This window comes from Streptomyces sp. NPDC044064, from assembly GCF_056434245.1.
Window position 1 is genome coordinate 142917 of record NZ_JBWKFN010000003.1, and the last position, 21776, is coordinate 164692.

General features: G+C 70.9%; 24 protein-coding genes. 12 read left to right on the top strand and 12 right to left on the bottom strand.

Features of this window, described 5'->3' with window-relative positions:
• Positions 1-54 precede the first annotated feature (54 nt).
• A complete protein-coding gene (locus AC07DS_RS06105; RefSeq protein ID WP_479143096.1) occupies positions 55-972 on the top strand; it encodes a YihY/virulence factor BrkB family protein in 918 nt (305 codons plus the stop codon).
• Here AC07DS_RS06105 and AC07DS_RS06110 read toward each other — a convergent pair.
• Positions 920-2161 carry a D-alanyl-D-alanine carboxypeptidase family protein gene (locus AC07DS_RS06110; protein WP_479143098.1) on the bottom strand — a complete coding sequence of 414 codons (1242 nt, stop codon included), beginning with the start codon at positions 2159-2161 and terminating at the stop codon, positions 920-922. The genes AC07DS_RS06105 and AC07DS_RS06110 overlap by 53 nt on opposite strands.
• A gap of 196 nt (positions 2162-2357) precedes the next feature.
• Between AC07DS_RS06110 and AC07DS_RS06115 the strand changes: the two genes are divergently transcribed.
• The 3 genes from AC07DS_RS06115 to AC07DS_RS06125 all read left to right on the top strand — a co-directional run bounded on the left by AC07DS_RS06115 (position 2358) and on the right by AC07DS_RS06125 (position 5648).
• Entirely contained in the window at positions 2358-2597 is a 240-nt protein-coding gene (locus AC07DS_RS06115; protein ID WP_145879698.1) for an SCO4848 family membrane protein, read from the top strand.
• A 17-nt stretch (positions 2598-2614) separates the two neighbouring features.
• Complete coding sequence (locus tag AC07DS_RS06120) at positions 2615-3892, top strand: metallophosphoesterase (protein WP_479143100.1); 1278 nt, start codon at positions 2615-2617, stop codon at positions 3890-3892.
• Positions 3893-4103: 211 nt separating this feature from the next.
• Entirely contained in the window at positions 4104-5648 is a 1545-nt protein-coding gene (locus tag AC07DS_RS06125) for an ABC transporter substrate-binding protein (RefSeq protein WP_479143102.1), read from the top strand.
• Here AC07DS_RS06125 and AC07DS_RS06130 read toward each other — a convergent pair whose 3' ends face one another.
• The 10 genes from AC07DS_RS06130 to AC07DS_RS06175 all read right to left on the bottom strand — a co-directional run bounded on the left by AC07DS_RS06130 (position 5649) and on the right by AC07DS_RS06175 (position 13617).
• Positions 5649-6395 (bottom strand): TetR/AcrR family transcriptional regulator, encoded by a 747-nt coding sequence (locus AC07DS_RS06130; RefSeq protein ID WP_145879704.1) that lies wholly within the window; start codon positions 6393-6395, stop codon positions 5649-5651. It lies immediately after the preceding gene.
• Positions 6396-6404: 9 nt separating this feature from the next.
• Entirely contained in the window at positions 6405-6944 is a 540-nt protein-coding gene (locus AC07DS_RS06135; RefSeq protein ID WP_479143104.1) for a thiol-disulfide oxidoreductase DCC family protein, read from the bottom strand.
• Positions 6941-7348 (bottom strand): hypothetical protein, encoded by a 408-nt coding sequence (locus AC07DS_RS06140; RefSeq protein ID WP_479143106.1) that lies wholly within the window; start codon positions 7346-7348, stop codon positions 6941-6943. The genes AC07DS_RS06135 and AC07DS_RS06140 overlap by 4 nt, the downstream gene beginning before the upstream one ends.
• Before the next feature lie 108 nt (positions 7349-7456).
• Positions 7457-7867: a VOC family protein gene (locus AC07DS_RS06145; RefSeq protein WP_479143108.1), complete on the bottom strand. Its 411-nt coding sequence runs from the start codon at positions 7865-7867 to the stop codon at positions 7457-7459.
• Positions 7868-7959: 92 nt separating this feature from the next.
• Positions 7960-9330 carry an FG-GAP and VCBS repeat-containing protein gene (locus tag AC07DS_RS06150; protein WP_479143110.1) on the bottom strand — a complete coding sequence of 457 codons (1371 nt, stop codon included), beginning with the start codon at positions 9328-9330 and terminating at the stop codon, positions 7960-7962.
• 119 nt (positions 9331-9449) lie between these two features.
• On the bottom strand, positions 9450-10211 hold the full coding sequence (locus AC07DS_RS06155) for a succinate dehydrogenase iron-sulfur subunit (RefSeq protein WP_479143112.1): 762 nt from the start codon (positions 10209-10211) through the stop codon (positions 9450-9452).
• Positions 10211-11965, bottom strand: a complete 1755-nt coding sequence (sdhA, locus tag AC07DS_RS06160; RefSeq protein ID WP_479143114.1) for a succinate dehydrogenase flavoprotein subunit — start codon at positions 11963-11965, stop codon at positions 10211-10213. The genes AC07DS_RS06155 and sdhA overlap by 1 nt, the downstream gene beginning before the upstream one ends.
• A gap of 19 nt (positions 11966-11984) precedes the next feature.
• Positions 11985-12467: a succinate dehydrogenase hydrophobic membrane anchor subunit gene (locus AC07DS_RS06165; protein WP_145879716.1), complete on the bottom strand. Its 483-nt coding sequence runs from the start codon at positions 12465-12467 to the stop codon at positions 11985-11987.
• 5 nt (positions 12468-12472) lie between these two features.
• Positions 12473-12853, bottom strand: coding sequence for a succinate dehydrogenase, cytochrome b556 subunit (gene sdhC, locus AC07DS_RS06170; RefSeq protein ID WP_043406142.1), 381 nt, complete (start codon positions 12851-12853; stop codon positions 12473-12475).
• Between the two features lie 191 nt (positions 12854-13044).
• Positions 13045-13617: a 2-oxo-4-hydroxy-4-carboxy-5-ureidoimidazoline decarboxylase gene (locus AC07DS_RS06175; protein WP_479143116.1), complete on the bottom strand. Its 573-nt coding sequence runs from the start codon at positions 13615-13617 to the stop codon at positions 13045-13047.
• 211 nt (positions 13618-13828) lie between these two features.
• On the opposite strand from AC07DS_RS06175, the gene AC07DS_RS06180 reads away from it, so the two are divergent.
• The 4 genes from AC07DS_RS06180 to AC07DS_RS06195 all read left to right on the top strand — a co-directional run bounded on the left by AC07DS_RS06180 (position 13829) and on the right by AC07DS_RS06195 (position 17398).
• On the top strand, positions 13829-15433 hold the full coding sequence (locus AC07DS_RS06180; RefSeq protein WP_479143555.1) for a beta-N-acetylhexosaminidase: 1605 nt from the start codon (positions 13829-13831) through the stop codon (positions 15431-15433).
• An 81-nt stretch (positions 15434-15514) separates the two neighbouring features.
• Positions 15515-16216 (top strand): DUF4328 domain-containing protein, encoded by a 702-nt coding sequence (locus AC07DS_RS06185; protein ID WP_479143118.1) that lies wholly within the window; start codon positions 15515-15517, stop codon positions 16214-16216.
• 91 nt (positions 16217-16307) lie between these two features.
• Positions 16308-16865 carry a hypothetical protein gene (locus tag AC07DS_RS06190; protein ID WP_479143119.1) on the top strand — a complete coding sequence of 186 codons (558 nt, stop codon included), beginning with the start codon at positions 16308-16310 and terminating at the stop codon, positions 16863-16865.
• 146 nt (positions 16866-17011) lie between these two features.
• Positions 17012-17398 carry a hypothetical protein gene (locus AC07DS_RS06195; protein ID WP_479143121.1) on the top strand — a complete coding sequence of 129 codons (387 nt, stop codon included), beginning with the start codon at positions 17012-17014 and terminating at the stop codon, positions 17396-17398.
• 16 nt (positions 17399-17414) lie between these two features.
• On the opposite strand, the gene AC07DS_RS06200 is transcribed toward AC07DS_RS06195, so the two are convergent.
• Positions 17415-17696 carry a hypothetical protein gene (locus AC07DS_RS06200; protein WP_479143122.1) on the bottom strand — a complete coding sequence of 94 codons (282 nt, stop codon included), beginning with the start codon at positions 17694-17696 and terminating at the stop codon, positions 17415-17417.
• A gap of 197 nt (positions 17697-17893) precedes the next feature.
• Here AC07DS_RS06200 and AC07DS_RS06205 point away from each other — a divergent pair, with 197 nt between their 5' ends.
• The 4 genes from AC07DS_RS06205 to AC07DS_RS06220 all read left to right on the top strand — a co-directional run bounded on the left by AC07DS_RS06205 (position 17894) and on the right by AC07DS_RS06220 (position 21507).
• A complete protein-coding gene (locus AC07DS_RS06205; protein WP_479143124.1) occupies positions 17894-18526 on the top strand; it encodes an RNA polymerase sigma factor in 633 nt (210 codons plus the stop codon).
• Positions 18527-18634: 108 nt separating this feature from the next.
• Positions 18635-19453, top strand: a complete 819-nt coding sequence (locus tag AC07DS_RS06210) for a hypothetical protein (protein ID WP_479143126.1) — start codon at positions 18635-18637, stop codon at positions 19451-19453.
• A gap of 312 nt (positions 19454-19765) precedes the next feature.
• On the top strand, positions 19766-20428 hold the full coding sequence (locus AC07DS_RS06215; RefSeq protein ID WP_479143127.1) for an RNA polymerase sigma factor: 663 nt from the start codon (positions 19766-19768) through the stop codon (positions 20426-20428).
• Positions 20428-21507: a hypothetical protein gene (locus AC07DS_RS06220; protein ID WP_479143129.1), complete on the top strand. Its 1080-nt coding sequence runs from the start codon at positions 20428-20430 to the stop codon at positions 21505-21507. Before AC07DS_RS06215 ends, AC07DS_RS06220 begins: the two co-directional genes overlap by 1 nt.
• Positions 21508-21776: the final 269 nt, after the last annotated feature.

Sequence of the window (21776 nt, forward strand, 5' to 3'; positions counted from 1 at the left end):
TTCTGGTGAAGAAACGCGGTGTTGACGTCCACCAGGAGCGGGCAGAGTCCGATCATGGACTGGCTGAAGAAGCTCCCCGGGATCGGGCCGATCGTCACCTGGCTGATGACCACGCACGCGTGGCAGGCGTACGAGCGGCTGGACCGGGTGAAGTGGACACGGCTGGCCGCCGCGATGACCTTCATCAGTTTCGTCGCGCTGTTCCCGCTGCTGACGCTGATCGCCGCGATCGCCGCCGCCACGCTCAGCCAGTCGCAGCAGAAGAACCTGCAGCACAAGATCGCCGACCAGGTCCCCGGCATCGCCGATCAGCTGGACATCAACTCCCTGGTGCAGAACGCCGGTACGGTCGGAGTCATCGCCGGTGCCGTGCTGCTGTTCATCGGCATGGGCTGGGTCGGCCAGATGCGCGAGTGTCTGCGCGTGGTGTGGGAGCTGCCCGACAGGACGGGGAACCCGGTCCTGGCCAAGGTCAAGGACGCGGGCATCCTGATCGGCCTCGGCGGAGCCCTCCTCGCCACCCTCGCCATCTCCACCATCGCCTCAGCGCTGGTGGGCTGGAGCACCGACCACCTCGGCATCGAGCGGGCGGGCTGGGGCGCCGTCCTGCTGCGGATCGCCGCGTTCACCGTCGCCGTGCTCGCCGACTTCCTGCTCCTGCTCTACGTCCTGACCCTGCTGCCCGGCGTCGAACCGCCGCGCCGCCGCCTGCTGGAGGCCGCGCTCCTCGGCGCGGTCGGCTTCGAACTGCTGAAGGTGCTGCTCAGCGGCTACATCCAGGGAGTCGCCGCGAAGAGCATGTACGGCGCGTTCGGTGTGCCCGTCGCGCTGCTGCTGTGGATCAACTTCACCGCGAAACTCCTCCTGTTCTGCGCCGCCTGGACGGCGACGCAGAGCGAGGACAGCGGTGCGCAGGAGGTCAGGAGCGCGTCCGACGGCGCATCAGGTCCGGCAGCGGCCAACGGCGGTTGACCAGGAACGCCCCGCCGCCGAGCAGCACCAGCAGCCCGCCGGCGACGGCCAGGGCGATCCCGATGCCGCCGGAGCCGCCCGCGGCGGTGGAGCTCGCCACCGGCTTCGAGCCGGACCCGCCGGTGGTCCCCGCCGCTCCGGCGGAGGCGGAGGCGGTGGCGCCGGGGCTCGGGGTGGACTGCGCGGCGCTCCTCGGCGGGGCCAGCTCGCCCACCGGGCTGACCTTGCCGGCCGCCTCGAAGCCCCAGTCCAGCAGCTTGGCCGCCTCCTTGTAGACCTCGTTGTGCTCGTGCTTCTCCGGGTTCATCACCGTGACCAGCAGCACCCGGCCGCTCCGCTCGGCGACACCGGTGAAGGTGGCGCCCGCGTTGGTGGTGTTGCCGTTCTTCACCCCGGCGATGCCCCGGTAGACGGGCACGTCGGTGTCACCGCTCAGCAGCCGGTTGGTGTTCTGGATCTCGGCGGACCCGAACTTCGCCCGCACCGTCGAGCAGTAGTCGCGGAAGTCCTTCTTCTGCAGCCCGGAGCGGGCGAACAGCGTCAGGTCGTACGCCGACGACAGCTGTCCCGGCTCGTCGTAGCCGTCCGGGCTGACCACGTGCGTGTCCAGGGCCTGCAGCTCGTCGGCGTGGTCCTGCATGTCCTTCACGGTCTGCGCGACGCCGCCGTTCATCGCGGACAGCACGTGCACGGCGTCGTTGCCCGAGCGCAGGAAGACGCCGAGCCACAGGTCGTGGACGGAGTAGGAGCGGCCTTCCCTTATCCCGACCACGCTGGAGCCGATGCCCATGCCGGCCAGGTCGTTCGGCACCACCTTGTGCTCGGTCGTCTTCGGGAACCTCGGCAGCACGGTGTCGGCGAACAGCATCTTCAGGGTGCTCGCCGGGGGCAGCCGCCAGTGCGCGTTGTGCGCGGCGAGCACATCGCCGGACTCGGCGTCGGAGACGATCCAGGAACGGGCGGTGAGGTCCTTGGGGAGCACGGGCACGCCGGCGGCGAGGTTCACCTGTGTCCCGGGCAGCCCGAGCCGGGCTCCGCCGACCTGCGACATCCGCGCCGGAGGCGTGGCCGTCGGGCTCGTCGACGGGGTCGGGGCCGCGAACGCGGCGGGCGCGGTGGCGGCCAGGGACAGCAGCGTGGCGGTGGTGACCAGCAGGGATCGCCTGGCGGTCTTCTTCGGTGCGGGCACGGCCCTGAACGTACCCGGCACGGGCTGCGAAGTCCCGCCGCGCACCCCACCCCGGAAACGGAACCGGACATCGAACGGCGATACTGGTCGCATGCTGTGCTCATCCGGGGGGCACTGCATCCGATTACTGCCGCGCAGCGGGCCGGACCCACGGCCGCCTGCGGGTGCCCGGCACTGTGTTGAAAGGTCAGTCCCTGTGAAACTGAGCCGCCCGGTCTCCTGGTTCCTGCTCGCCTTCGGGGTGTGGAGCTGGATCATCTGGGTCACTTTCGTCAAGAACCTGGTCAAGGACGGCAGCGGTCTCGCCTTCGACGACGGTCACCCGACCGCGTACTTCTGGGTGCACCTGCTGCTGGCGGTCGTTTCCTTCGTATTGGGGACGGTCATCGGGGTCATCGGGTTGCGCGGACTGCGCGCACTGCGCCGGACGTCATAGCGGGGGAACTCGACAGCGTGGTCATCGTCTTCGCCCTTGTCGCGCCGGCCGTCCTGGCCGTCCTCGTGCTGGGGCACTGGTACGTGTGGCGCCGCCTGGTCCGTGACACGACCCGCGGCCCGGGCCCCGCCCGCCGCGCCGGCACGGCGCTCTTCGTCGCCGGTCCGCTCCTGATGATCACGGCCCTGGTCGCCGAACGCTCGGGTGCCCCCTTCTGGCTCCAGCGCACCCTCGCCTGGCCCGGCTTCCTGTGGATGGCGCTGGCGCTGTACCTGCTGCTGGCGGTGGCGGCGGGAGAGGCGGTACGACCGCTGCTGAGACGCGTCCTGGACCGGCGGCACCCCGTGGAGCCGCTGCCCAGCCCGCAGCGCCGGGTGGCGGCCGGGCACCTGCCGGGGGTCCAGGAGGCGGAGCCCTCCGGTACGCCCGCCGCGGCACCGCAACCGACCCGGGAACCCGCGGCACAGAACCCCGGCCGCCGCCTCGTCGTCTCCCGTGTCATCGGCGGAGCCGCGGCCGCCGCGGCCGTGGGGACCGTCGGCCAGGGCACCTACGGCGTCCTGCGCGGGCCCCGGGTGAAGCGGGTCACCGTACCGCTCGCCAAACTGCCGCGCGCCGCACACGGCTTCCGGATCGCCGTCGTCAGCGACATCCACCTCGGACCCGTCCTGGGCCGCGGTTTCGCGCAGCGGGTCGTCGACACCGTCAACGCCACCCGGCCCGACCTGATCGCGGTCGTCGGCGATCTGGTGGACGGCAGCGTCAAGGACCTCGGCCCGGCCGCGGCGCCCCTCGCCCAGCTCACCGCCCGGCACGGGGCGTTCTTCGTCACCGGCAACCACGAGTACTTCTCCGGCGCCGAACAGTGGGTCGCCGAGGTGCGCACGCTCGGCCTGCACCCGCTGGAGAACGCCCGCACCGAGCTGCCCTACTTCGACCTGGCCGGGGTGAACGACCTCCAGGGCGAGAGCGAGGGCCAGGGGCCGGACTTCCGGAAGGCGCTCGGGGACCGGGACCCGGCACGGGCCTGCGTGCTCCTCGCCCACCAGCCGGTGCAGATCCACGAGGCCGTCCGGTACGGCGTCGACCTCCAGTTGTCCGGCCACACCCACGGCGGCCAGCTCTGGCCCGGCAACCTCGTCGCCGCCGCGGCCAATCCGACCGTGGCCGGTCTCGACCGGTACGGCGACACACAGCTGTACGTCAGCCGGGGCGCGGGCGCGTGGGGCCCGCCCACGCGTGTCGGGGCGCCGTCGGACGTCACGGTGATCGAGCTCGCCGCGACGCGCGCGTGACCAGAACTCTCCCCACCGCTGTGAAGGCGCTGTGAAACCCGGCGGAACAACGTCTCGGTAAGTTCTTCCACATCTGGTCAGAAAGCCCTTCCCCCGGGTGAAAGTCCTGTGATTAGGTGAGCGGCGCCGCTTAGGGGAGTGGCGAAATTGTGCTGGCCAGGGGTAGGGCCCTGGAGGGCCTGGGGAGGGCACCACCATGCGATCTTTTCGCATGCGCATTCTCGTGACGCTGCTCGTACTCGCCGTCGTGGGAATCGGCGGCTGGCAGTTGCTGCCGTCGCAGACGGACAAGAACAAGACGATCTCGGTCGGTACGACCGACGCCGTCACTTCACTGGACCCAGCGGGCGCGTACGACGCCGGTTCCTGGGCCCTGTTCAGCAACGTCTTCCAGACGCTGCTCACCTTCGAGCCGGGCGGTGTCCAGCCGATCCCGGACGCCGCGAAGAGCTGCGGCTTCGTGGGCAGCGGGCTGAAGACGTACCAGTGCCGGCTGCGGGACGACATCACCTTCCCGAGCGGGCGCAAGATGACCGCAGAGGACGTCCGGTACTCCTTCGAGCGGGTCAAGAAGATCGACGCCCCCGTCGGCCCGGCGTCGCTGTTCTCCACGCTCGGCTCGGTGAGCGCGGACAGCGCGACGACGGTCACCTTCCATCTGTCGTCCCCGGACGCCACCTTCCCGCTGAAGGTCGCCACGGGTGCCGGTTCCATCGTCGACAAGGACAAGTACCCGGCCACCGCCCTGCGCAAGGACGACGGCGTCGACGGCACCGGTCCGTACACGCTGACGTCGTACACGAAGGACAAGAAGGCCGACCTCGACCCGTACGGGAACTACCGGGGCTACCTGAACGGCACCGGCCGCCCGATCGAGCTGCGCTACTACACCGACTCCGACCGGCTCAACAGCGCCTGGCAGGGCAAGCAGGTCGACGTGGCCACCCGGACGCTGCCGCCGAGCATGCTGTCCCGGCTGAACCCGAGCGACCCGAACAACCGGGTCACGGAGTCCGACAGCGCCGAGACCCGCAACCTCTACCTCAACACCCGCGCGAACTCGCCGCTGCACGACGTGCGCGTGCGCCGCGCCCTGGCCTGGCTGGTCAACCGCGAGAAGCTGGCCTCCAAGGTGTACGAGGGCACGGTCGACCCGCTGTACTCGCTGATCCCGACCGGCATCACCGGCCACACCACGTCCTTCTTCGACGACTACCCGACGCAGAGCACCCAGAAGGCGCGGGATCTGCTCACCCAGGCCGGGGTGACCCTGCCGGTGCACTTCACCTTCGGCTACGGCAAGAACCGGGGCGCGGGCGAGGAGGAGGCCGCGGAGCTGAAGAAGCAGCTGGAGGCGGGCGGCCTGTTCAAGGTGGACGTCCAGGGCTATGAGTGGACCGACTTCCAGAAGCGCTGGGCCGCCGGGAAGATGGACGCGTGGGCGGTCGGCTGGGTGGCCGACTATCCCGACCCGGACACCTTCGGCTCCCCGCTCGTCGCCACCGGCTCCACCATGGCCACCGGCTACAGCAACAAGGTCGTCGACCACCTCATCCTGGACAGCCAGCAGTACGCCGACCGCACGCGGGCCGCGAACGACTTCCACGACATCCAGGCGGACGTGGCGACCGATGTGCCGCTGATCCCGCTGTGGCAGCGCAAGGAGTACGTGGTGAGCACCGAGGACGTCGGTGGCGGCCAGTACCTCACGGACGGCACGGGCGTCTTCCGCCTGTGGCGTCTGCAGTGGATCTGATCAGCCCGTCTCGTCGCGGTGCGCCCTGGCCCCCGGGTCCGGCAGTGCCTTCGTCATCCCCGGCAGGAAGTCCGTGAACAGTTCGTGGACTTCGAGCACGAGGGGACGCAGCACCCGGAAGCGGGCCAGGGCGACGCCGCGTGCAGTCAGCCGTGCGCCCCGGCGGGCCAGCCGGTAGCTGCGCTCACGTCCCTCGGTGCGGTCGAACACCCAGTACAGGACGAGGCCCATCTGGGAGAGCCACATCAACTCCGGCAGCACGTCACGGAGTTCGGGTGCGACCTTGGACTTGGAGCCGGCCAGCACCTCGCGGTGGACGCTGATGGCCTGCTCGCGGGCGTGCTCGCTCTCCGGTGAGAACGGGCTGAGCGGGCTGTCGGGGTCGGCGGCGTTCTTGAAGAACTGCACCGCGAACTCGTGGTACGGCTTGGCGATGTCCAGCCACGCGGTCAGCACGCCCGCGAGCCGCGCCTCCAGGTCGGTCTCCCGGTCCAGGACCTCCCGGACCGCCACCTGGTGCTCGGCGGCGATCCTGTCGTAGAAGCCCTGGATCAGGTGCTCCTTGCCCGCGAAGTAGTAGTAGGCGTTGCCCACGGAGACCCCGGCCTCCGTGGCGATGGCCCGCATGGTCGTCTTGTCGTAGCCCCGCTCCTGGAACATCCGCATGGCGGTCTCCAGGATCAGGGCGCGGGTCTGCTCGGACTTGGTCGGGGAGCCGGCCTCGGGGCCGTCGTTCTTCGCGGGCACGGGAGGAGCCTAACCAGTCGGGCAGGCACCGTCTGAACAGGACGGCGGGTTGTAACTCCAGCCCGTGCCGGGGTCGTACGACCACCCGTCCGTGCCCTGGTAGGACTGCCCGCCCCACTGCGCACCGCCCCACTGCGCACCGCCCTGCCGCGTACCGCCCCACAGCGCACCCCGCCATTTCGCGGCCGCCAGCGCCGCGCCCCGGGCCAGCTTGGCCCCGGCCGGGGTACTCAGCCTGTGGGCGAGCGGGCGGTGTTCACGCAGGGCCCACAGGACGACGATCCAGGCGCGGGAGGCCTGGTAGACCTGGCCGGAGTCGCCGAGCACGGTGATCTCGTCGAGGGTGGCGGCGTGGTCGAGCCCCGGGTAGCGCCTGCGGGCCTCGGCGGATCCGGCCGGCACCAGCTCCAGGGGCACCAGCTGCGGCTGCCGTACCAGCCAGTCGCGCAGATGGGTGCACAGGGCGCACTCGGCGTCGTACAGGACGGTCAGCCGGCGGACCGGGACGCCCGTGGCGCCCCGGCCGTCCGTGGCGGTCACGGCCGTCACGCCCCGACCGTCGGCGGCATCCAGCCCTGCGGGTTCACCGGGGGCTGCTGCTCGCGCTCCATGATCCCGCGCCGCCGGATCTTGTTCAGCACGTACACGTTGCCCAGGTGCATCGCGCCGAGCACCAGCAGCACCACGCCGAGCTTGACCGACAGCACCTCGAAGACGGCCCGGGTGTCGCCGACATCGCTGTTGTCGGTCAGGAACAGGGCCACGAAGCCGAGGTTGACGAGGTAGAAGCCGACCACCAGGAGATGGTTGACGGCGTCTGCCAGCTTCTCGTTGCCCTGCAGCACGTCGGCGAGGAAGACCCGGCCGTTGTGGCTGAGCGTGCGGGCCACCCAGACGGTCAGCGAGATGCTGACGACCAGGTAGATGACATAGGCGATGACGATGCGGTCCATGCGCCCCACCCCTTCTTGAACGCGTTCAAAACGCTGACAGGCATGACTGTAGACCTGCTTTTGAACATGTTCAACTCAATGGGCGGGGAGTGCGGGGAGACCCTCGTCTCATCCCCTGCGGCCCAGGGCCCGCCGTTTGCTGTAGTCGGTGAACCCGAGGACGTTTCCCCAGGGATCGGCGATCTCGACGGTCCAGCCGGTGGCCACCGGGAACACCTCGTCCAGTGCCGGAATGCCGGCGGCGGCCAGCTCCCGCGCCGCGGCCCGGGCGTCCGGCACCTCCAGCCACAGGCGCGGCGAGGGCCACAGTGGCGGCCGTTGCCCCAGCCCGTCCTCGACGCGCAGCAGAATCCCGGGCGTCTCGCCGCCGACCTTCAGCAGTGCGATCCCGGCCTCGTCGAACCGGAACCCGACGGTGAACCCGGCCCGCTCGTAGAACCCGACGGCCTCACCGAGGTCACCGACGGGCAGCAGCACGTTGTCGAACCCGAGCAGTTCGTACGACTCTTCGTCTGACATGTCGTCAGATTAGGGGCTGAGCGGGACAAGATGCGAGGAGCCCCACCGAAGCGGATTCGGCGGGGCTCCTCGGGTGGGCGCGGACGCGCGGGCTACTGCGGGAAGGCGGCGATCAGCGCCTGCTCCGTCGCCCCGTCGGTCGTGATGCCGGTCGCGCCCGCGCGGAGCAGCACACCCGGGCTGTAGTAGTCGTTCGACACCAGCAGGTCCGCGTCACCGTCCCGGTCGAAGTCGCGCAGGCGGACGTACCTGCCGAAGTCCCCGTACTGCGTGGCGTCGCCCGGTACGCCCGCGGTGGCGCGGGTGAACCACTGGGAGCCGGTGCCGGTCAGACCGTGCGCGCCGCCCCGCAGGACGTGGACGCCACCCGCCTGCTTGACCGTGCCGACCTTCTCCTCGGACACGCCGACCGCCAGATCCGGGTAGCCGTCGCGGTTGGTGTCGGCGGCGGAGAGACCGGAACCGAAGCTGTCGTGCGCCGTGGCGGCGGTGGCCACACCCGCCGTCGACTGGGTGAGGCGGTAGGAGGTGGTCGGGCCGCTGGAGCCGCCGCGCAGGACGACGACCGAGCCCGCGTGCTTGTTGTACGGGGTGTCGCTGACGGCCAGGTCCCCGTAGCCGTTCTTGTCGAAGTCGGCGATGACTCCGGTCGGGCTGTAGTCCGGTGACGACGCGTCGTACGTCGTGAACCTGCCCGGCCTGACGGTGGTCCCGCCGCGCAGGAACCAGGCGGCCTGGGTCATCTTGTCGTTCTTGTAGCCCTGGCCGAGGACGTAAAGGTCGGTCGCCTTGTCCTTGGTGACCTTTCCGGCGACGAGAGCGGTCGGTTCGAGGATGCCGCCGGAGTACCCGTGCCGGGTGACCGCGCCCGTCGTACCGGACTGGGAGAAGCCGCCGCGGTAGATGTGGACGGTGTGCACGCCGTCGGCGACGGCCAGGTCCGCCTTTCCGTCGCCGTTGAAGTCACCGGTGGCCAACGCGGTGCCGAACCCGTAGTCGGCGTGGGCCGTGACGGGGATCCGGGTGGCCTTCGCGCCGAGGCCCGCCTTGGCGCCCCACAGGATGGTGACCGCGCCCGCTCCGGCCTTCGTGCCCACCTTCTCGCTGCGGTCCGCGACCGCCAGGTCGGCGTAACCGTCGCGGTTGAAGTCCGCGTTCGCGAGCCCCTCGCCGAACATGTCGCCGTACCCTCCGGCGTCGCCCGCCTTTCCGGGGATGCCGGCGCTGTTCTGGGTGAACTTCTTCGTCACGGTGCCGGGACCCGTCGCGGTGCCGTAGGTGACGGTGACCTCCCCCGACCAGCCGACCGCGTAGTCCCGGTAGCCGTCGCCGTTGAAGTCGTCGGCGTACTTGGCGGGGGTCGCCGCAGTGGCCGTCTGGGCAGAGAGGGCCAGCAGCCCGCCGGCGAGCGAGGCGGCCGTGGCCGTCGCGAGCGCCAGGCGGAGCTTCCTGTGCGTGAACATGTGTCTCCTGTGATCCGAGTACACAGGAGACGCCTGACGAGGCGTGAGGGTTGTACGGCGAGGGCCCCGCCCCCGGCGGAACCGGAGACGGGGCCCAACTCGCCCTGGGCGAGGGTGGATCAGAAGCGACGCGTGATCAGCGCGCGCTTGACCTCCTGGATCGCCTTGGTGACCTCGATACCGCGCGGGCAGGCGTCCGTGCAGTTGAAGGTCGTGCGGCAACGCCACACGCCGTCCCGGTCGTTGAGGATCTCCAGGCGCTGCTCGCCAGCCTCGTCACGGCTGTCGAAGATGAAGCGGTGGGCGTTCACGATCGCGGCCGGACCGAAGTACTGGCCGTCGTTCCAGAACACCGGGCAGGAGGACGTGCAGGCGGCGCAGAGGATGCACTTCGTCGTGTCGTCGAAGCGCTCACGGTCCTCGGCGGACTGCAGACGCTCGCGCGTCGGCTCGTTGGTGTCCTTCGTGATCAGGAAGGGCATCACGTCCCGGTACGCCTGGAAGAACGGCTCCATGTCCACGACCAGGTCCTTCAGGACCGTGAGGCCCTTGATGGGCTCGACCGTGATCGGCTTCTCGGGGTTGATGTCCTTGATCAGCGTCTTGCACGCAAGGCGGTTCTTGCCGTTGATCCGCATCGCGTCCGAACCGCAGATGCCGTGCGCGCAGGAACGGCGGAAGGTGAGGGTGCCGTCGACGTCCCACTTGATCTTGTGGAGACCGTCGAGGACACGCTCCTTCGGGTCGATTTCCAGCTGGAAGTCTTCCCACGTCGCCTCGGCCGAGACCTCCGGGTTGAAGCGGCGGACCCGGAAGGTGACGGTGATGTAGGGAGAGGCCGCGGCCTCCGCCTCCACCTTGTCCAGAACAGGAGTTGCCATCAGTACTTACGCTCCATCGGCTGGTAGCGGGTCTGGACGACCGGCTTGTAGTCGAGACGGACGGATTCCGAGCCGTCGGCGCCGACCTCGCGGTACGCCATCGTGTGGCGCATGAAGTTGACGTCGTCGCGGTTCGGGTAGTCCTCGCGGTAGTGACCGCCGCGGGACTCCTTGCGGGCCAGGGCCGAGACCGCCATGACCTCGGCCAGCTCGAGCAGGTTGCCCAGCTCGATGGCCTCCAGCAGGTCCGTGTTGAACCGCTTGCCCTTGTCCTGGATCGCCACGTTCCTGTAGCGCTCGCGCAGCTCGGCGATCTTCTCGACCGCGGTCTTGATCGTCTGCTCGGTGCGGAACACCATGACGTTGGCGTCCATGGTCTCCTGCAGCTCGCGACGGATCTGGGCGACCCGCTCGGTGCCGGTGGAGTTGCGCAGCTGCTCGATCTGCTCGACGACGAAGGCCTCCGGGTTCTCCGGCAGCTCGACGAAGTCGGCCGTGTGGGAGTACTCGGCGGCGGCGATGCCCGCACGGCGGCCGAACACGTTGATGTCCAGCAGCGAGTTGGTGCCGAGGCGGTTGGCACCGTGCACGGACACACAGGCGACCTCGCCGGCCGCGTACAGGCCCGGGACGACGGTGGTGTTGTCGAGAAGGACCTCACCCTCGACGTTCGTCGGGATGCCGCCCATGGCGTAGTGCGCGGTCGGCTGGATCGGGATCGGGTCCGTGTAGGGCTCGATGCCGAGGTAGGTGCGCGCGAACTCGGTGATGTCCGGGAGCTTCGCGTCCAGCTGCTCCGGCGGGAGGTGCGTGAGGTCCAGGTAGACGTGGTCGCCCTCGGGACCACAGCCACGGCCCTCGCGGATCTCCGTGTAGATGGAGCGGGAGACGACGTCACGGGACGCGAGGTCCTTCATGACCGGCGCGTACTTCTCCATGAAGCGCTCGCCGTCCTTGTTGCGGAGGATGCCGCCCTCACCACGGGCGCCCTCCGTCAGCAGGATGCCCATGCGCCAGATGCCGGTCGGGTGGAACTGGAAGAACTCCATGTCCTCCAGCGGCAGACCGCGGCGGTAGACGGCGGCCTGGCCGTCACCGGTCAGCGTGTGGGCGTTCGACGTCACCTTGAAGAACTTGCCGGTGCCGCCGGAGGCGTAGATGACGGCCTTCGCCTGGAAGATGTGGATCTCACCGGTGGCCAGCTCGTACGCCACCACACCGGCCGACTTCTTGACGCCGTCGACCTCGGTGATCAGCTGGTCCAGGACGTAGAACTCGTTGAAGAACTCCACGCCCTCCTTGACGCAGTTCTGGTACAGCGTCTGGAGGATCATGTGGCCGGTGCGGTCGGCCGCGTAGCAGGACCGGCGGACCGGGGCCTCACCGTGGTTGCGGGAGTGACCGCCGAACCGGCGCTGGTCGATGGTCCCGTTGGGCGTCCGGTTGAACGGCAGGCCCATCTTCTCCAGGTCGAGGACGGCGTCGATGGCCTCCTTCGCCAGGATCTCGGCGGCGTCCTGGTCGACCAGGTAGTCACCGCCCTTGACCGTGTCGAAGGTGTGCCACTCCCAGTTGTCCTCCTCCACGTTGGCCAGCGCGGCGGCCATGCCGCCCTGCGCGGCGCCCGTGTGGGAGCGGGTGGGGTAGAGCTTGGTCAGGACCGCGGTGCGGCTGCGCTTCGTCGACTCGATGGCGGCGCGCATGCCCGCGCCGCCGGCGCCGACGATGACGGTGTCATACTTGTGGATCTTCATGATTCTCGCAGCCCCGTGCCTAGCGGATGTTCGGGTCGAAGGTGAAGATCACCAGCGTGCCCAGCAGGATGGTGAACACCGTGGCGGTGTAGAGCAGCCCCTTGAGCCACAGCCGGGTGTTCGCGCGCTCCGCGTAGTCGTTGATGACCGTGCGCAGGCCGTTGGCGCCGTGCAGCATGGCGAGCCAGAGCATCAGCAGGTCCCAGACCTGCCAGAACGGGGACGCCCAGCGGCCGGCCACGAAGGCGAAGCCGATCTTGGAGACGCCGCCGTCCAGCACGAGCTGGATCAGCAGGTGGCCGAGGACGAGGACGACCAGCACGACGCCGGACAGGCGCATGAACAGCCAGGCCGCCATCTCGAAGTTGCCCCGGGTGGACCGGGGGGTCTTCTTGGTCCGCTTGCGCGGCGCCTCGATGAGCGGGGCCGGGTTGTCGACCGTGTAGACGGGGGCGCCCTCGACGGGGCCGACTCCGGACGCGGTGGTTTCAGTCGTGGACATGGGCGTCAGCTCCCGAACAGAACACGAGCGGCGTGGCCGAGAACGGGGTAGATCGCCCCGGCCATCAGGACGACCCAGACGCCGACGACGGTCCAGAGCATCTGCTTCTGGTAGCGCGGTCCCTTCGACCAGAAGTCGACGGCGATGACGCGCAGGCCGTTGAGCGCGTGGAAGAGGATGGCGGCGACGAGGCCGTACTCCAACAACGCGACGATCGGCGTCTTGTACGTGGCTACGACCTTGTCGTAGTCCTCGGGGGAGACACGGACGAGTGCGGTGTCCAGCACGTGAACGAACAGGAAGAAGAAGATGAGGACGCCGGTGACTCGATGAGCCACCCAGGACCACATTCCTTCCCGGCCGCGGTACAGCGTTCCAGCCGGCACGGAAGAACCCTCCGGGAGCGGGGACTAGGGCCGCGCCGGCTTCGGTGTCGGTCGGGCCCGGCCGGGTACGGTCCACCGGCCCTCAGCATCGTATCCATGCGGTGCGCCGCCGCTTACGGGGGGCCTACCTGTGTGATCAAACTGGCATCGGATGGGCTATTGCGCTGCGGCTACTGGGGTGGCGTGTCCGGTCATTTGCCGGGCGCGGGCGCGTTGTGGCCGGCCGCGTCCCGCGGCGGAGCCGCTGGTGGATGCGGCAACGAGTCCCCGAGGAGCTGGGACAGCCGCTGCCCCGCGAGGCGCCGGAGTTCTTCCGCCGCTATGACCCGCTCCTCCTCCGGATCGTTCGTCAATCGTGATCGGATGCCTTCGAGGATGCGGTCGAGGGCCTCCTCGCGAGGACAATCACCCAGATAGATGACGAAAACGTGTCCGAACCGGGCCTCGTAGGCCGCGTGGGCCGCGCTCAGGGCCGTGTGGGCGGCGGAGTACGTGTCCTCCGGCAGCTCGGGCAGGGACTCGCTCGCCAGCGCCTCGGACAGATCCCCCGGCGCCAGGTCGTACGCCGCCTCGTTCGCCGCCGCCAGGAGCGAGTCCAGGTCGGGGTAGGGGCGGTGCTCGGTCAGGCGACGGGACCAGTGCAGGCTGCGCAGGCAGTTCAGGAGCAGGGCGCGGGACTCGTCGGCGGGTGCGGCGTTGAAGGCGTCCAGCGGTTTGGGGAGGTACGGGAGACGGTGCGCAGGCAGCGTGGGTCCTCGCGTCACATGTGGTGTGGCAGGGGATGTCGTGAAAGGTGTGTCATCACGTTATCGAGAGTGGTCACTGTGTGTCCGACGGATGCCCGAATTTCACTCCAACGGGAGAGTTTCGGAACGTCTCGGTGACGAATGAATCCTCGATCGGACGTACGTTGGCTGGGTGAGCCAGCACAGGCGCCGGGCCTCGGCGCAGCAGGTGAGGCGGAAGCGGGCGGTCGTGAGCGCCGCGTTCGCGGGAACCGTCGCGCTCGGCGTGGGCGTCGGCGTGTGGGCCTCGGCGGACGGCGGCGGTGGCGGGAAACCGGTGGGGAGCGCGGCGCAGGCGCCGTCGGACCGCACTTCGGGTGCCGGGTCCGGGCACGCCACCACGCCGAGCAGTCCCTCGCCCAGCCGGTCCTATCCGCTCTCCCAGGCGCCGCGCACCATACCCGCGGTGCGCTCCCACACCCCGGCCCGCGGTCCCGGCTGGCGCGCACAGCGGGGCGAGCGGGTGGTGGTGAGCGATCCGCAGCTGGCCGACGAGGGGCGGCTGATAGCCGGGGAGCTGGGGCTGTCGTACGCGGGGGAGAAGGACGACGTCCGGGCCGGCGATCTGCGGCTGGCCCTGGGCGGCGGGGGCGGGAACCCGGAGTCGTACACGATGACCGTGCGCGACGGGCGGGTCGAGATCAGCGGGCCCGCCGATGCGGGCGTCTTCTACGGCACCCGCACCCTCAAGCAGGAGGTCCACGGGGGCGGTACGGCGCCGGAGGGCGTCGTACGGGACGAGCCCGCCAAGCCGCGGCGGGGCTTCATGCTGGACATCGCGCGCAAGCCGTACACCGCGTCCTGGATCGAGGACCGGATACGCGAGCTGGGGGACCTGAAGTACAACGAGCTGGGGCTGCACTTCTCCGACGACCAGGGTTTCCGGATCGAGTCCGGCACCCACCCCGAGATCGTCTCCAAGGACCATCTGACCAAGGCGCAGGTCAAACAGATCGTCGGGCTCGCGGCCGCCCGGCACATCACCGTCGTGCCCGAGATCGACTCGCCCGGGCATCTGGGCGCGGTCATCGCGGCCCACCCCGACCTGCAGCTGCGCAACGTGAACGGGGTGGCGACCCGGGGCGCGGTCGACATCTCCAAGCCCGCCGCCGCGAAGATCGTCGACGACCTGCTGGGTGAGTACGCCGGGCTCTTCACCGGTGACCAGTGGCATCTCGGCGGCGACGAGTACCAGGCGCTGACCGTGGCGAACCCGCAGGCGTCGTATCCGCAACTGGCGGCCGCCGCCCGGCAGAAGTACGGGTCCGGCGCGACCGTCGCCGACCTCGCCACCGGCTGGCTGAACGACCGGGCCGCCACCGTGCGCGCCCACGACCGGACCATGCGGGCCTGGAACGACGGCTTCTTCCGCAACACGTCGGTGCAGCCCGCCAAGGACCTCCAGGTCGCCTACTGGACCGGCAAGGAGATCGGCGCCCGGCAGCCGGTGGAGTACCTGAGCGCGGGCCGCAAGGTGCTCAACTACAACGACGAGTTCCTGTACTACGTGCTGGGGGAGCCGCAGACCTTCGTCTATCCGACCGGGCAGCGCATCTACGAGCAGTGGAACCCGCGGGTGCTGCGCGGCACGACCGCCGTACCGGCGAGCTACGACGGCCAGATACTCGGCGGGTCCTTCGCGGTGTGGAGCGACATCGCAGGCGCCCAGACGCAGGACCAGGTCGCGGCAGGCATCCGGATGCCGCTGCGGGCCACCGTGCAGAAGCTGTGGGACCCGCGTAAGCCCGCCCTGTCCTGGGCGCAGTTCAAGCAGCTGGCCGACCGGCTGGGCTGATTCATCAGGTGGACATGCCAGGCCGGTGAACCGTATCTTCCGCGTGCCACGACGTACTTGGGGCACGCGGGGGGATTCACCATGAGCACCGATGTCATGAGCGCCGGCTCGAAGGGCGCCCGGCTGCGTTCGCCGGTCGGGCCCGGCAGGGCCACTGCCGTGCTGCTCGGCCTGGTCGCCCTGGCCGACCTGGTGGCCGTCGTGGCCGGTCTGAACGTGTACCGCGTGGCGGACGACCTCGCGGCGGGCACCGGCGCTTTCGGCAGACGTCTCTCCGCGCGCGCCGACCGGGCGGACGCCCTGTACTCGGTGGCGGGGGGCGCCCAGAGTGTGCTCTGGCTGGTCTGCTCGGTCGTGTTCCTGGTCTGGTTCTACCGGGTGCGGGTGAACGCCGAGGTGTTCAGCCCCGACGGACACAGCAAGTCGCGCGCCTGGACCGTCGCCGGCTGGGTGGTGCCCATCGCGAACTTCTACTTCCCGCGGCGCATCGCCCTGGACGTCTGGGACGCCAGCCACCCCGCCGGTGTGCGGGCGCGGCACGGGCTGATCAACGCCTGGTGGGGGTTCTGGCTGCTCTCCACCGCCGTCGGCCGGCTCATGCAGAGCGAGTACGAGGCGGCGCGCACCGCCCCGGCGATCCGGGACGCCGCGCTGCACGTCATGATCGCCGACGGCGTCGACATCCTGGCCGCCGCGCTCGCCGTCCTGTTCGTGCTGCGGCTGACCCGCATGCAGCACGAGAAGGCACTCGCCGGACCTGTGTTTGTCCCGGCTCTTGGCTGAAAACCCACTGCTGTGACACTCTCTCGCAGTCGCACGCAGTTAGGGGAAGTGCGGGCTCCGTAAAGGCGGCGCCCTGGCGAGGGAGGCTTTCATGAGCCTGGTGGAACTGATCGCTCAGGCCGACGAACGCGGACTGGCTGCCAGTGGGCTGGCTTGTTTGGACCGGTGTGTGCCCTTGCTGGGCGGTGACGACGAGGTGCTGCGCCCGCTGTGGGCGAGCCTCGTCGACGGCTCCGAGTGGGCCGCAGGCCTGGAGAAGGCGCGGGGCGCCCTCGGCCCGGCGCAGGCCGGCGAGGCCGAGGCCGAGCACCTCGCCCACCGCATGCTGGACGCTGCCCCGGCCGAGCGCACCGCCGAGGAGATACGGGCCTGGGCCGACGCCTGCTCCGTCGCCTCCCTGCGCATCCACCGGCTTCTCGACCCGGCGGCGGGCGGCGGCTCGTCGGCCGACGAGCCGGAGACCGGGCGCGAGGGCGGCGACACGGACGCGTCCCCGCTCGTCGCCGCCGAGCTGCGCCGCCAGGTCGTCGTCCTGGAACTCCTCGCCGAGCACGGCCCGAACGGGCTGCGCCGCGCCCTGGACGTCTCGGTGGAGGGCCGCCGGGTGCTGCAGGCGGTCGTGTCCCGCCGCGCCCGCAGCCGCGGCTGACCGGAGTTCAAACCCCGGTTCCGGGGGAGTCCTGTGGCTGTCGTGCGGTGGCGGTGGGGTGGTCCTGCACCGGTTGGGAAACGTGGCCCGATCCGGGTGACGGATGCCGGGCCCCGCCCGCTTCTCCCTATGTGACAGCGCAGTACGTGACACCACAGCAGGAGACCAGGCCGCACGCGGCGGCCAAGCCCGTCCGGTGGGCGGCCGACGCGGTGGCAGCCATGCGCGAGGGCGCGCGGGTGCGGCTCGACTACTCGGCACAGAGTCTGTGGCGGGTGGACCGGATGATCGAGGACATCCGCCGCGAGGATCCGCCCTACGCGGCGGTCGAGAACGTGCTGCGCGGCTTCGGCGCCTACGCCGGCGAGGTCATCGTCCGCCAGACCGGCGCCGAGTGGTGGTCGACCGGCGGCGACCACTGGATCCGCACACCCGACGGCAAGTTGTGGGATCCCGTCGAGGAGGCCCGCCGCTGTTTCGCCGGCCAGGGCTCCCTGCGCCTGCTCTGCCGCGACGCGTCCGCCTCCGCATGAACACCCGGCGGCGCCCCTAGGGCCGTTCGCTCAGGCCGAGCACCTGCGGGTTTTCGCCGGGGAAGTTCCCGGGCATGCCCGGCACATCGATGGTGCGCCCGTACACGCCGGCCAGGAACTCGACGGCGCCGACCGGGAACTCGAACCACTCGGCGTTGTCCGTTCGGACGACCACCGGCCATGCGTCCGGGTCCGCGGGGCTCGTCCTCCAGTAGAAGGAATCCCCCGAATTGGACTCGGCCCAGGGGATCAGGCCCCCGGGCTGCGGGAAGGGAACGTAGCCCTCGGTGTCGCCCATCTCGTACATGCCAACGGGACCGGCGCGACCGCCGAGGTCGCGGCGGGCTGCGACCGGGAGCCCGCCGCCGACTGTGACAAATCTGTGAGCTCCGGCGCTGATGACCGTGGGGCGTGGGACACGGGCGACCGTGTCGCACGAGGGGATTCGAGGCGAGCGCGGGCGCGGCCCGGGCTCGGTACGGACGAGGACGGTTCTTGGGCCACGGAAGGGAACCCCGCCGCGTGCAGACGTACGACGGGGAATTGGGCGCGGCCGTCGCACGGGCCCAGGACGGTGACGAGAACGCTTTCGCGGTGGCCTACCGGATCGTGCAGCCGGGCCTGCTCGGCTATCTGCGCGGTCTCGTCGGAGAGGACGCCGAGGACGTGGCCTCCGACGCCTGGCTGGAGATATCCCGCGACCTCGGCAGGTTCCGGGGGGACGGCGCGGGGTTCCGCGGCTGGACCGCGACCATCGCCCGGCACCGGGCGCTGGACCACCTGCGCAGGCAGCGGGTACGGCCCCGGGGGACGACGCTCGAACAGGACGTACTGGACCTGCCGGGGCCGCACAGCACCCACGAACAGGCGCTGGAGTCCATCTCCACCGAGCGCGCCCTGGAACTGGTCCGGTCGCTGCCGCGCGACCAGGCCGAGGCCGTCCTGCTGCGGGTGGTCGTCGGCCTCGACGGCCCCTCCGTGGCGCGCGTCCTCGGCAAACGCCCGGGTGCGGTCCGTACCGCCGCGTACCGGGGGCTGAAGCGGCTCGCCCGCCAGCTGGGCGTCCAGGACGCGGTGGACGCAGGTGTGACGGATGACGGCTCCCGGACGCTGGGGGAGTCGAAATGAACGCTGACGGCCGCCGGCCGTATGGATTCTGCAGAGACAGTGGGCCGAGGCCCCCGGCAGATCCGGGACGCCGGGCGGGCCGCACTAGGAACAGGATCGGGAACGGACATGGGTGAACGGCACAGCGGCGACGAGCCCGGCCGCCGGCGCGGGCACCCTGGCGGCACCGTCCTCGGGCCGGCCCCGGCCGACCGGACCGCCCGGGACCCCGCCTTCGAGGCGCTGCTCGGTGCCGCGCTCAGCCGGGGCGCAGCCTCGGGCGATGTCGACCCCGAGGCCGAGCGGCGCGCCGTGGCCGCGTTCTGCGCCGCCCGTGACTCCGGGGCGCACGCGCTGCGCACCCGGCGCCGGGACGACTGGCGGCCGCGGCAGGCGCGCGGCGCCCGGCTCTCGCTGAAGGCCACGCTTTCGGTGTTCCTCGCGAGCGTCACGCTGGGCGGCGTCGCCTTCGCCGCGATCGACTCCGTCGGATCCCGGAAGGACGACGCCGGGCAGCAGAAGAGGCCCTCGGCGAGCGCCCCGGGACACTCGAGCGCGAAACCGGCCGCTCCCGGGTCCGCAGGTGCTTCGGCGCGCCCCCGTCACCCGGCCGCGGCGAAGGACACCCTGGCCCACTGCCGTGCCTACGAGCAGGTCAAGGACCATGGCAAGGCCCTCGACGCGACGGCCTGGCAGCGGCTCGTCACGGCGGCGGGCGGCCAGGAGAAGGTCGCCGGCTACTGCGCCGGGCGGATCGCACGTGCCGACGGCGCGACCGGCGACAAGGGTCACAAGGGCGACAAGACGCGCAACAGCGGCAATGGGCGCAGCAGTTCCGACAGCAGCAGTGGCAACAGCAGCAGTAGCGGCAATGGTGACAACAGCGGCAAGGCGGGCGTGAAGCCCACCGGCTCCGCCGGCCCCGGGAAGTCCGGCGGGAAGAAGTAACGTCGTTCCCCGCTGCCGGACGTGAGGATTCATCTGCCGGCGCGAGGATTCACCCACTGTCGGACCTCGGCTCGACGGCACCGTGCGGCGCCAGGGCAACGGCCGGGGCCGCCACCCCCCACAGGAGAGGCCCCGGCCGTCGCGCTCGCGGGCCGCCGTGCGGCCCGTACTTCCTTCAGCGCCGTGAGTGCGTTTTCTGTCACACATCGGCGTGTCACGAGTTAGTTGCATCTTCTACCGACCTGGACGCGAGCGGATTCACGCCGTAACGTGCCTTTCGCGCCGACCGAAGACAGGCGTAAAGGGAGTGCGGTGCTGGGGGACGACGCGGAGCTGACCACCGCGGTGCGTGCGGCACAGGACGGGGATGAGACCGCGTTCCGTACGGTGTACCGCGCGGTGCATCCGAGGCTGCTCGGATACGTACGCACGCTGGTCGGCGACCCTGACGCCGAGGACGTGACGTCCGAGGCCTGGCTGCAGATAGCCAGGGACCTCGACCGGTTCAGCGGTGACGCGGACCGCTTCCGGGGCTGGGCCGCCCGTATCGCCCGCAACCGGGCCCTGGACCACATACGGATGCGCGGCCGCCGTCCCGCCATAGGCGGCGACGAGACGGAACTGACCGGCCGGGCCGCCGAGTCCGACACGGCCGGCGAGGCCATCGAGGCCCTGGCCACCGACAGCACCCTCTCCCTCATCGCCCGGCTTCCGCAGGACCAGGCCGAGGCGGTGGTGCTGCGCGTGGTGGTCGGCCTGGACGCCAAGTCCGCGGCCGAGACCCTCGGCAAGCGCGCGGGCGCCGTACGCACCGCCGCGCACCGCGGTCTGAAGCGGCTTGCGGAGCTGCTCGGTGACGATCCGGAATCGGCGGGCGTGCTCGACGCGCTCCCTCCCCAGCGAGAACCGCGTGGTCGAGCGGTGACGTCCGCAACTGTGACGCATACGCGTGCGAGGACGCAGAAGGACATGTGATGGCCGACGAGCACAACAAGTGGCTTACCCGTGATATGGCGGAACGTCTGCTGCGCGGTGAGTCGCTGGAAGCCGTCGACGCCTCCTCATCCGATCAGGCGGAACGGCTTGCGAAGGCGCTGGGCGCACTCTCCGCCGAGGTGGCTCCCGCCGCCGGTGAACTCCCCGGCGAACAGGGTGCGTTGGCCGCGTTCCGCAAAGCCCGCGAGGCGGCCGAGGCCGAACGGACCGCCGCCGCGCTCGGCGACGGCACCCCCGCCGGGCGCTCCGGCCGGCCCGCGGGCGTCACCGACGCGGGCCTGGTCCGCATCGGCTCCCCGGCCCGTACCGGAATCCGCGCCCGTCGCCCGCGCTGGGCCCGCCCGGTGCGCTTTGCACTCGCAGCGGCGGTGGCCGCGGGCACACTCGGCGGGGTCGCCATGGCCGCCGGCAGCGGAGTGCTGCCGATCCCGTTCCACGACGATCACCCGGATCCCGCCTCCTCCGTCTCCGCCGCCCAGAGCCCCGGGCAGCCGCACGCCTCGCCGCAGTCCCCCGATGGCATCCGCCCGAGCACGGACGCGCCCGACGGCGGTACGAGCGGGACCCTCGCCCCCTCCGGCGGGGCCACCCACCAGGGCACGCACCCGGGTGCCACGCCCGGTTCCGGTGAGGCCTCCGGGGTCCCCGGCACCTGGTGGCAGGTCGCCGACGCGGCCTGCCGCGACCTGCGGGACGGCAAGGGGCTGGGCTCCGACCGCAGGCGGGTCCTGGAGGGCCTGGCGGGCGGCTCCTCGCGGGTGACCACGTACTGCAAGTCCGTCCTGGCGGGTCACTACGGCACCGGCGGTACGGGCAAGGGAGCCGGCGACGACGAGGGCGGCAAGGGCCACGGGGACGACGGCGACGGCAAGGGTGACGGCGACGGGAACGGCCAGGGCGGCGACGGCGACGGTCACCAGGGCCGGGGCCACGGCCACCGCCACGACCGCCGGGGCGGCGCAGCCAGCCCCGCGCCCTCGGCCTTCGGGCCCCTCGGCCCGGACCGGAAGGCCGCCGGACCGGTGCCCTCGCCGAGCCCGTCGTACACCGCGCTCTGAGTTCTGTTGGTGCCCGTCATGCCTGTGACCTGCGATTTTGTGTGCCGCGAAAATTTTTCCGCGAGGGGTGTGACGTTTCCGGACCCCGCGGCGCAGTAATGAGTGAGCCGACTGGTCATCGGCCGTAGCACTGAGCCGGGGTTCCCCCCGTACCCGCGGCTCGTGCACCTGGCGGGGGGGGGGGGGGGGGGGGGGGGGGGGGGGGGGGGGGGGGGGGGGGAGGGGGGAGGGGGAGGGGGGGGGGGGGGGGGGGGGGGGGGGGCGGAAAG

Coding starts and splice junctions, on each gene's coding strand:
- AC07DS_RS06105 (WP_479143096.1), top strand. CDS start 55: ATGGACTGGCTGAAGAAGCTCCCCGGGATCGGGCCGATCGTCACCTGG.
- AC07DS_RS06125 (WP_479143102.1), top strand. CDS start 4,104: ATGCGCATTCTCGTGACGCTGCTCGTACTCGCCGTCGTGGGAATCGGC.
- AC07DS_RS06140 (WP_479143106.1), bottom strand. CDS start 7,348: ATGGACCGCATCGTCATCGCCTATGTCATCTACCTGGTCGTCAGCATC.
- AC07DS_RS06145 (WP_479143108.1), bottom strand. CDS start 7,867: ATGTCAGACGAAGAGTCGTACGAACTGCTCGGGTTCGACAACGTGCTG.
- AC07DS_RS06150 (WP_479143110.1), bottom strand. CDS start 9,330: ATGTTCACGCACAGGAAGCTCCGCCTGGCGCTCGCGACGGCCACGGCC.
- AC07DS_RS06155 (WP_479143112.1), bottom strand. CDS start 10,211: ATGGCAACTCCTGTTCTGGACAAGGTGGAGGCGGAGGCCGCGGCCTCT.
- sdhA (WP_479143114.1), bottom strand. CDS start 11,965: ATGAAGATCCACAAGTATGACACCGTCATCGTCGGCGCCGGCGGCGCG.
- AC07DS_RS06165 (WP_145879716.1), bottom strand. CDS start 12,467: ATGTCCACGACTGAAACCACCGCGTCCGGAGTCGGCCCCGTCGAGGGC.
- AC07DS_RS06185 (WP_479143118.1), top strand. CDS start 15,515: ATGAGCACCGATGTCATGAGCGCCGGCTCGAAGGGCGCCCGGCTGCGT.
- AC07DS_RS06190 (WP_479143119.1), top strand. CDS start 16,308: ATGAGCCTGGTGGAACTGATCGCTCAGGCCGACGAACGCGGACTGGCT.
- AC07DS_RS06200 (WP_479143122.1), bottom strand. CDS start 17,696: ATGGGCGACACCGAGGGCTACGTTCCCTTCCCGCAGCCCGGGGGCCTG.
- AC07DS_RS06210 (WP_479143126.1), top strand. CDS start 18,635: ATGGGTGAACGGCACAGCGGCGACGAGCCCGGCCGCCGGCGCGGGCAC.
- AC07DS_RS06220 (WP_479143129.1), top strand. CDS start 20,428: ATGGCCGACGAGCACAACAAGTGGCTTACCCGTGATATGGCGGAACGT.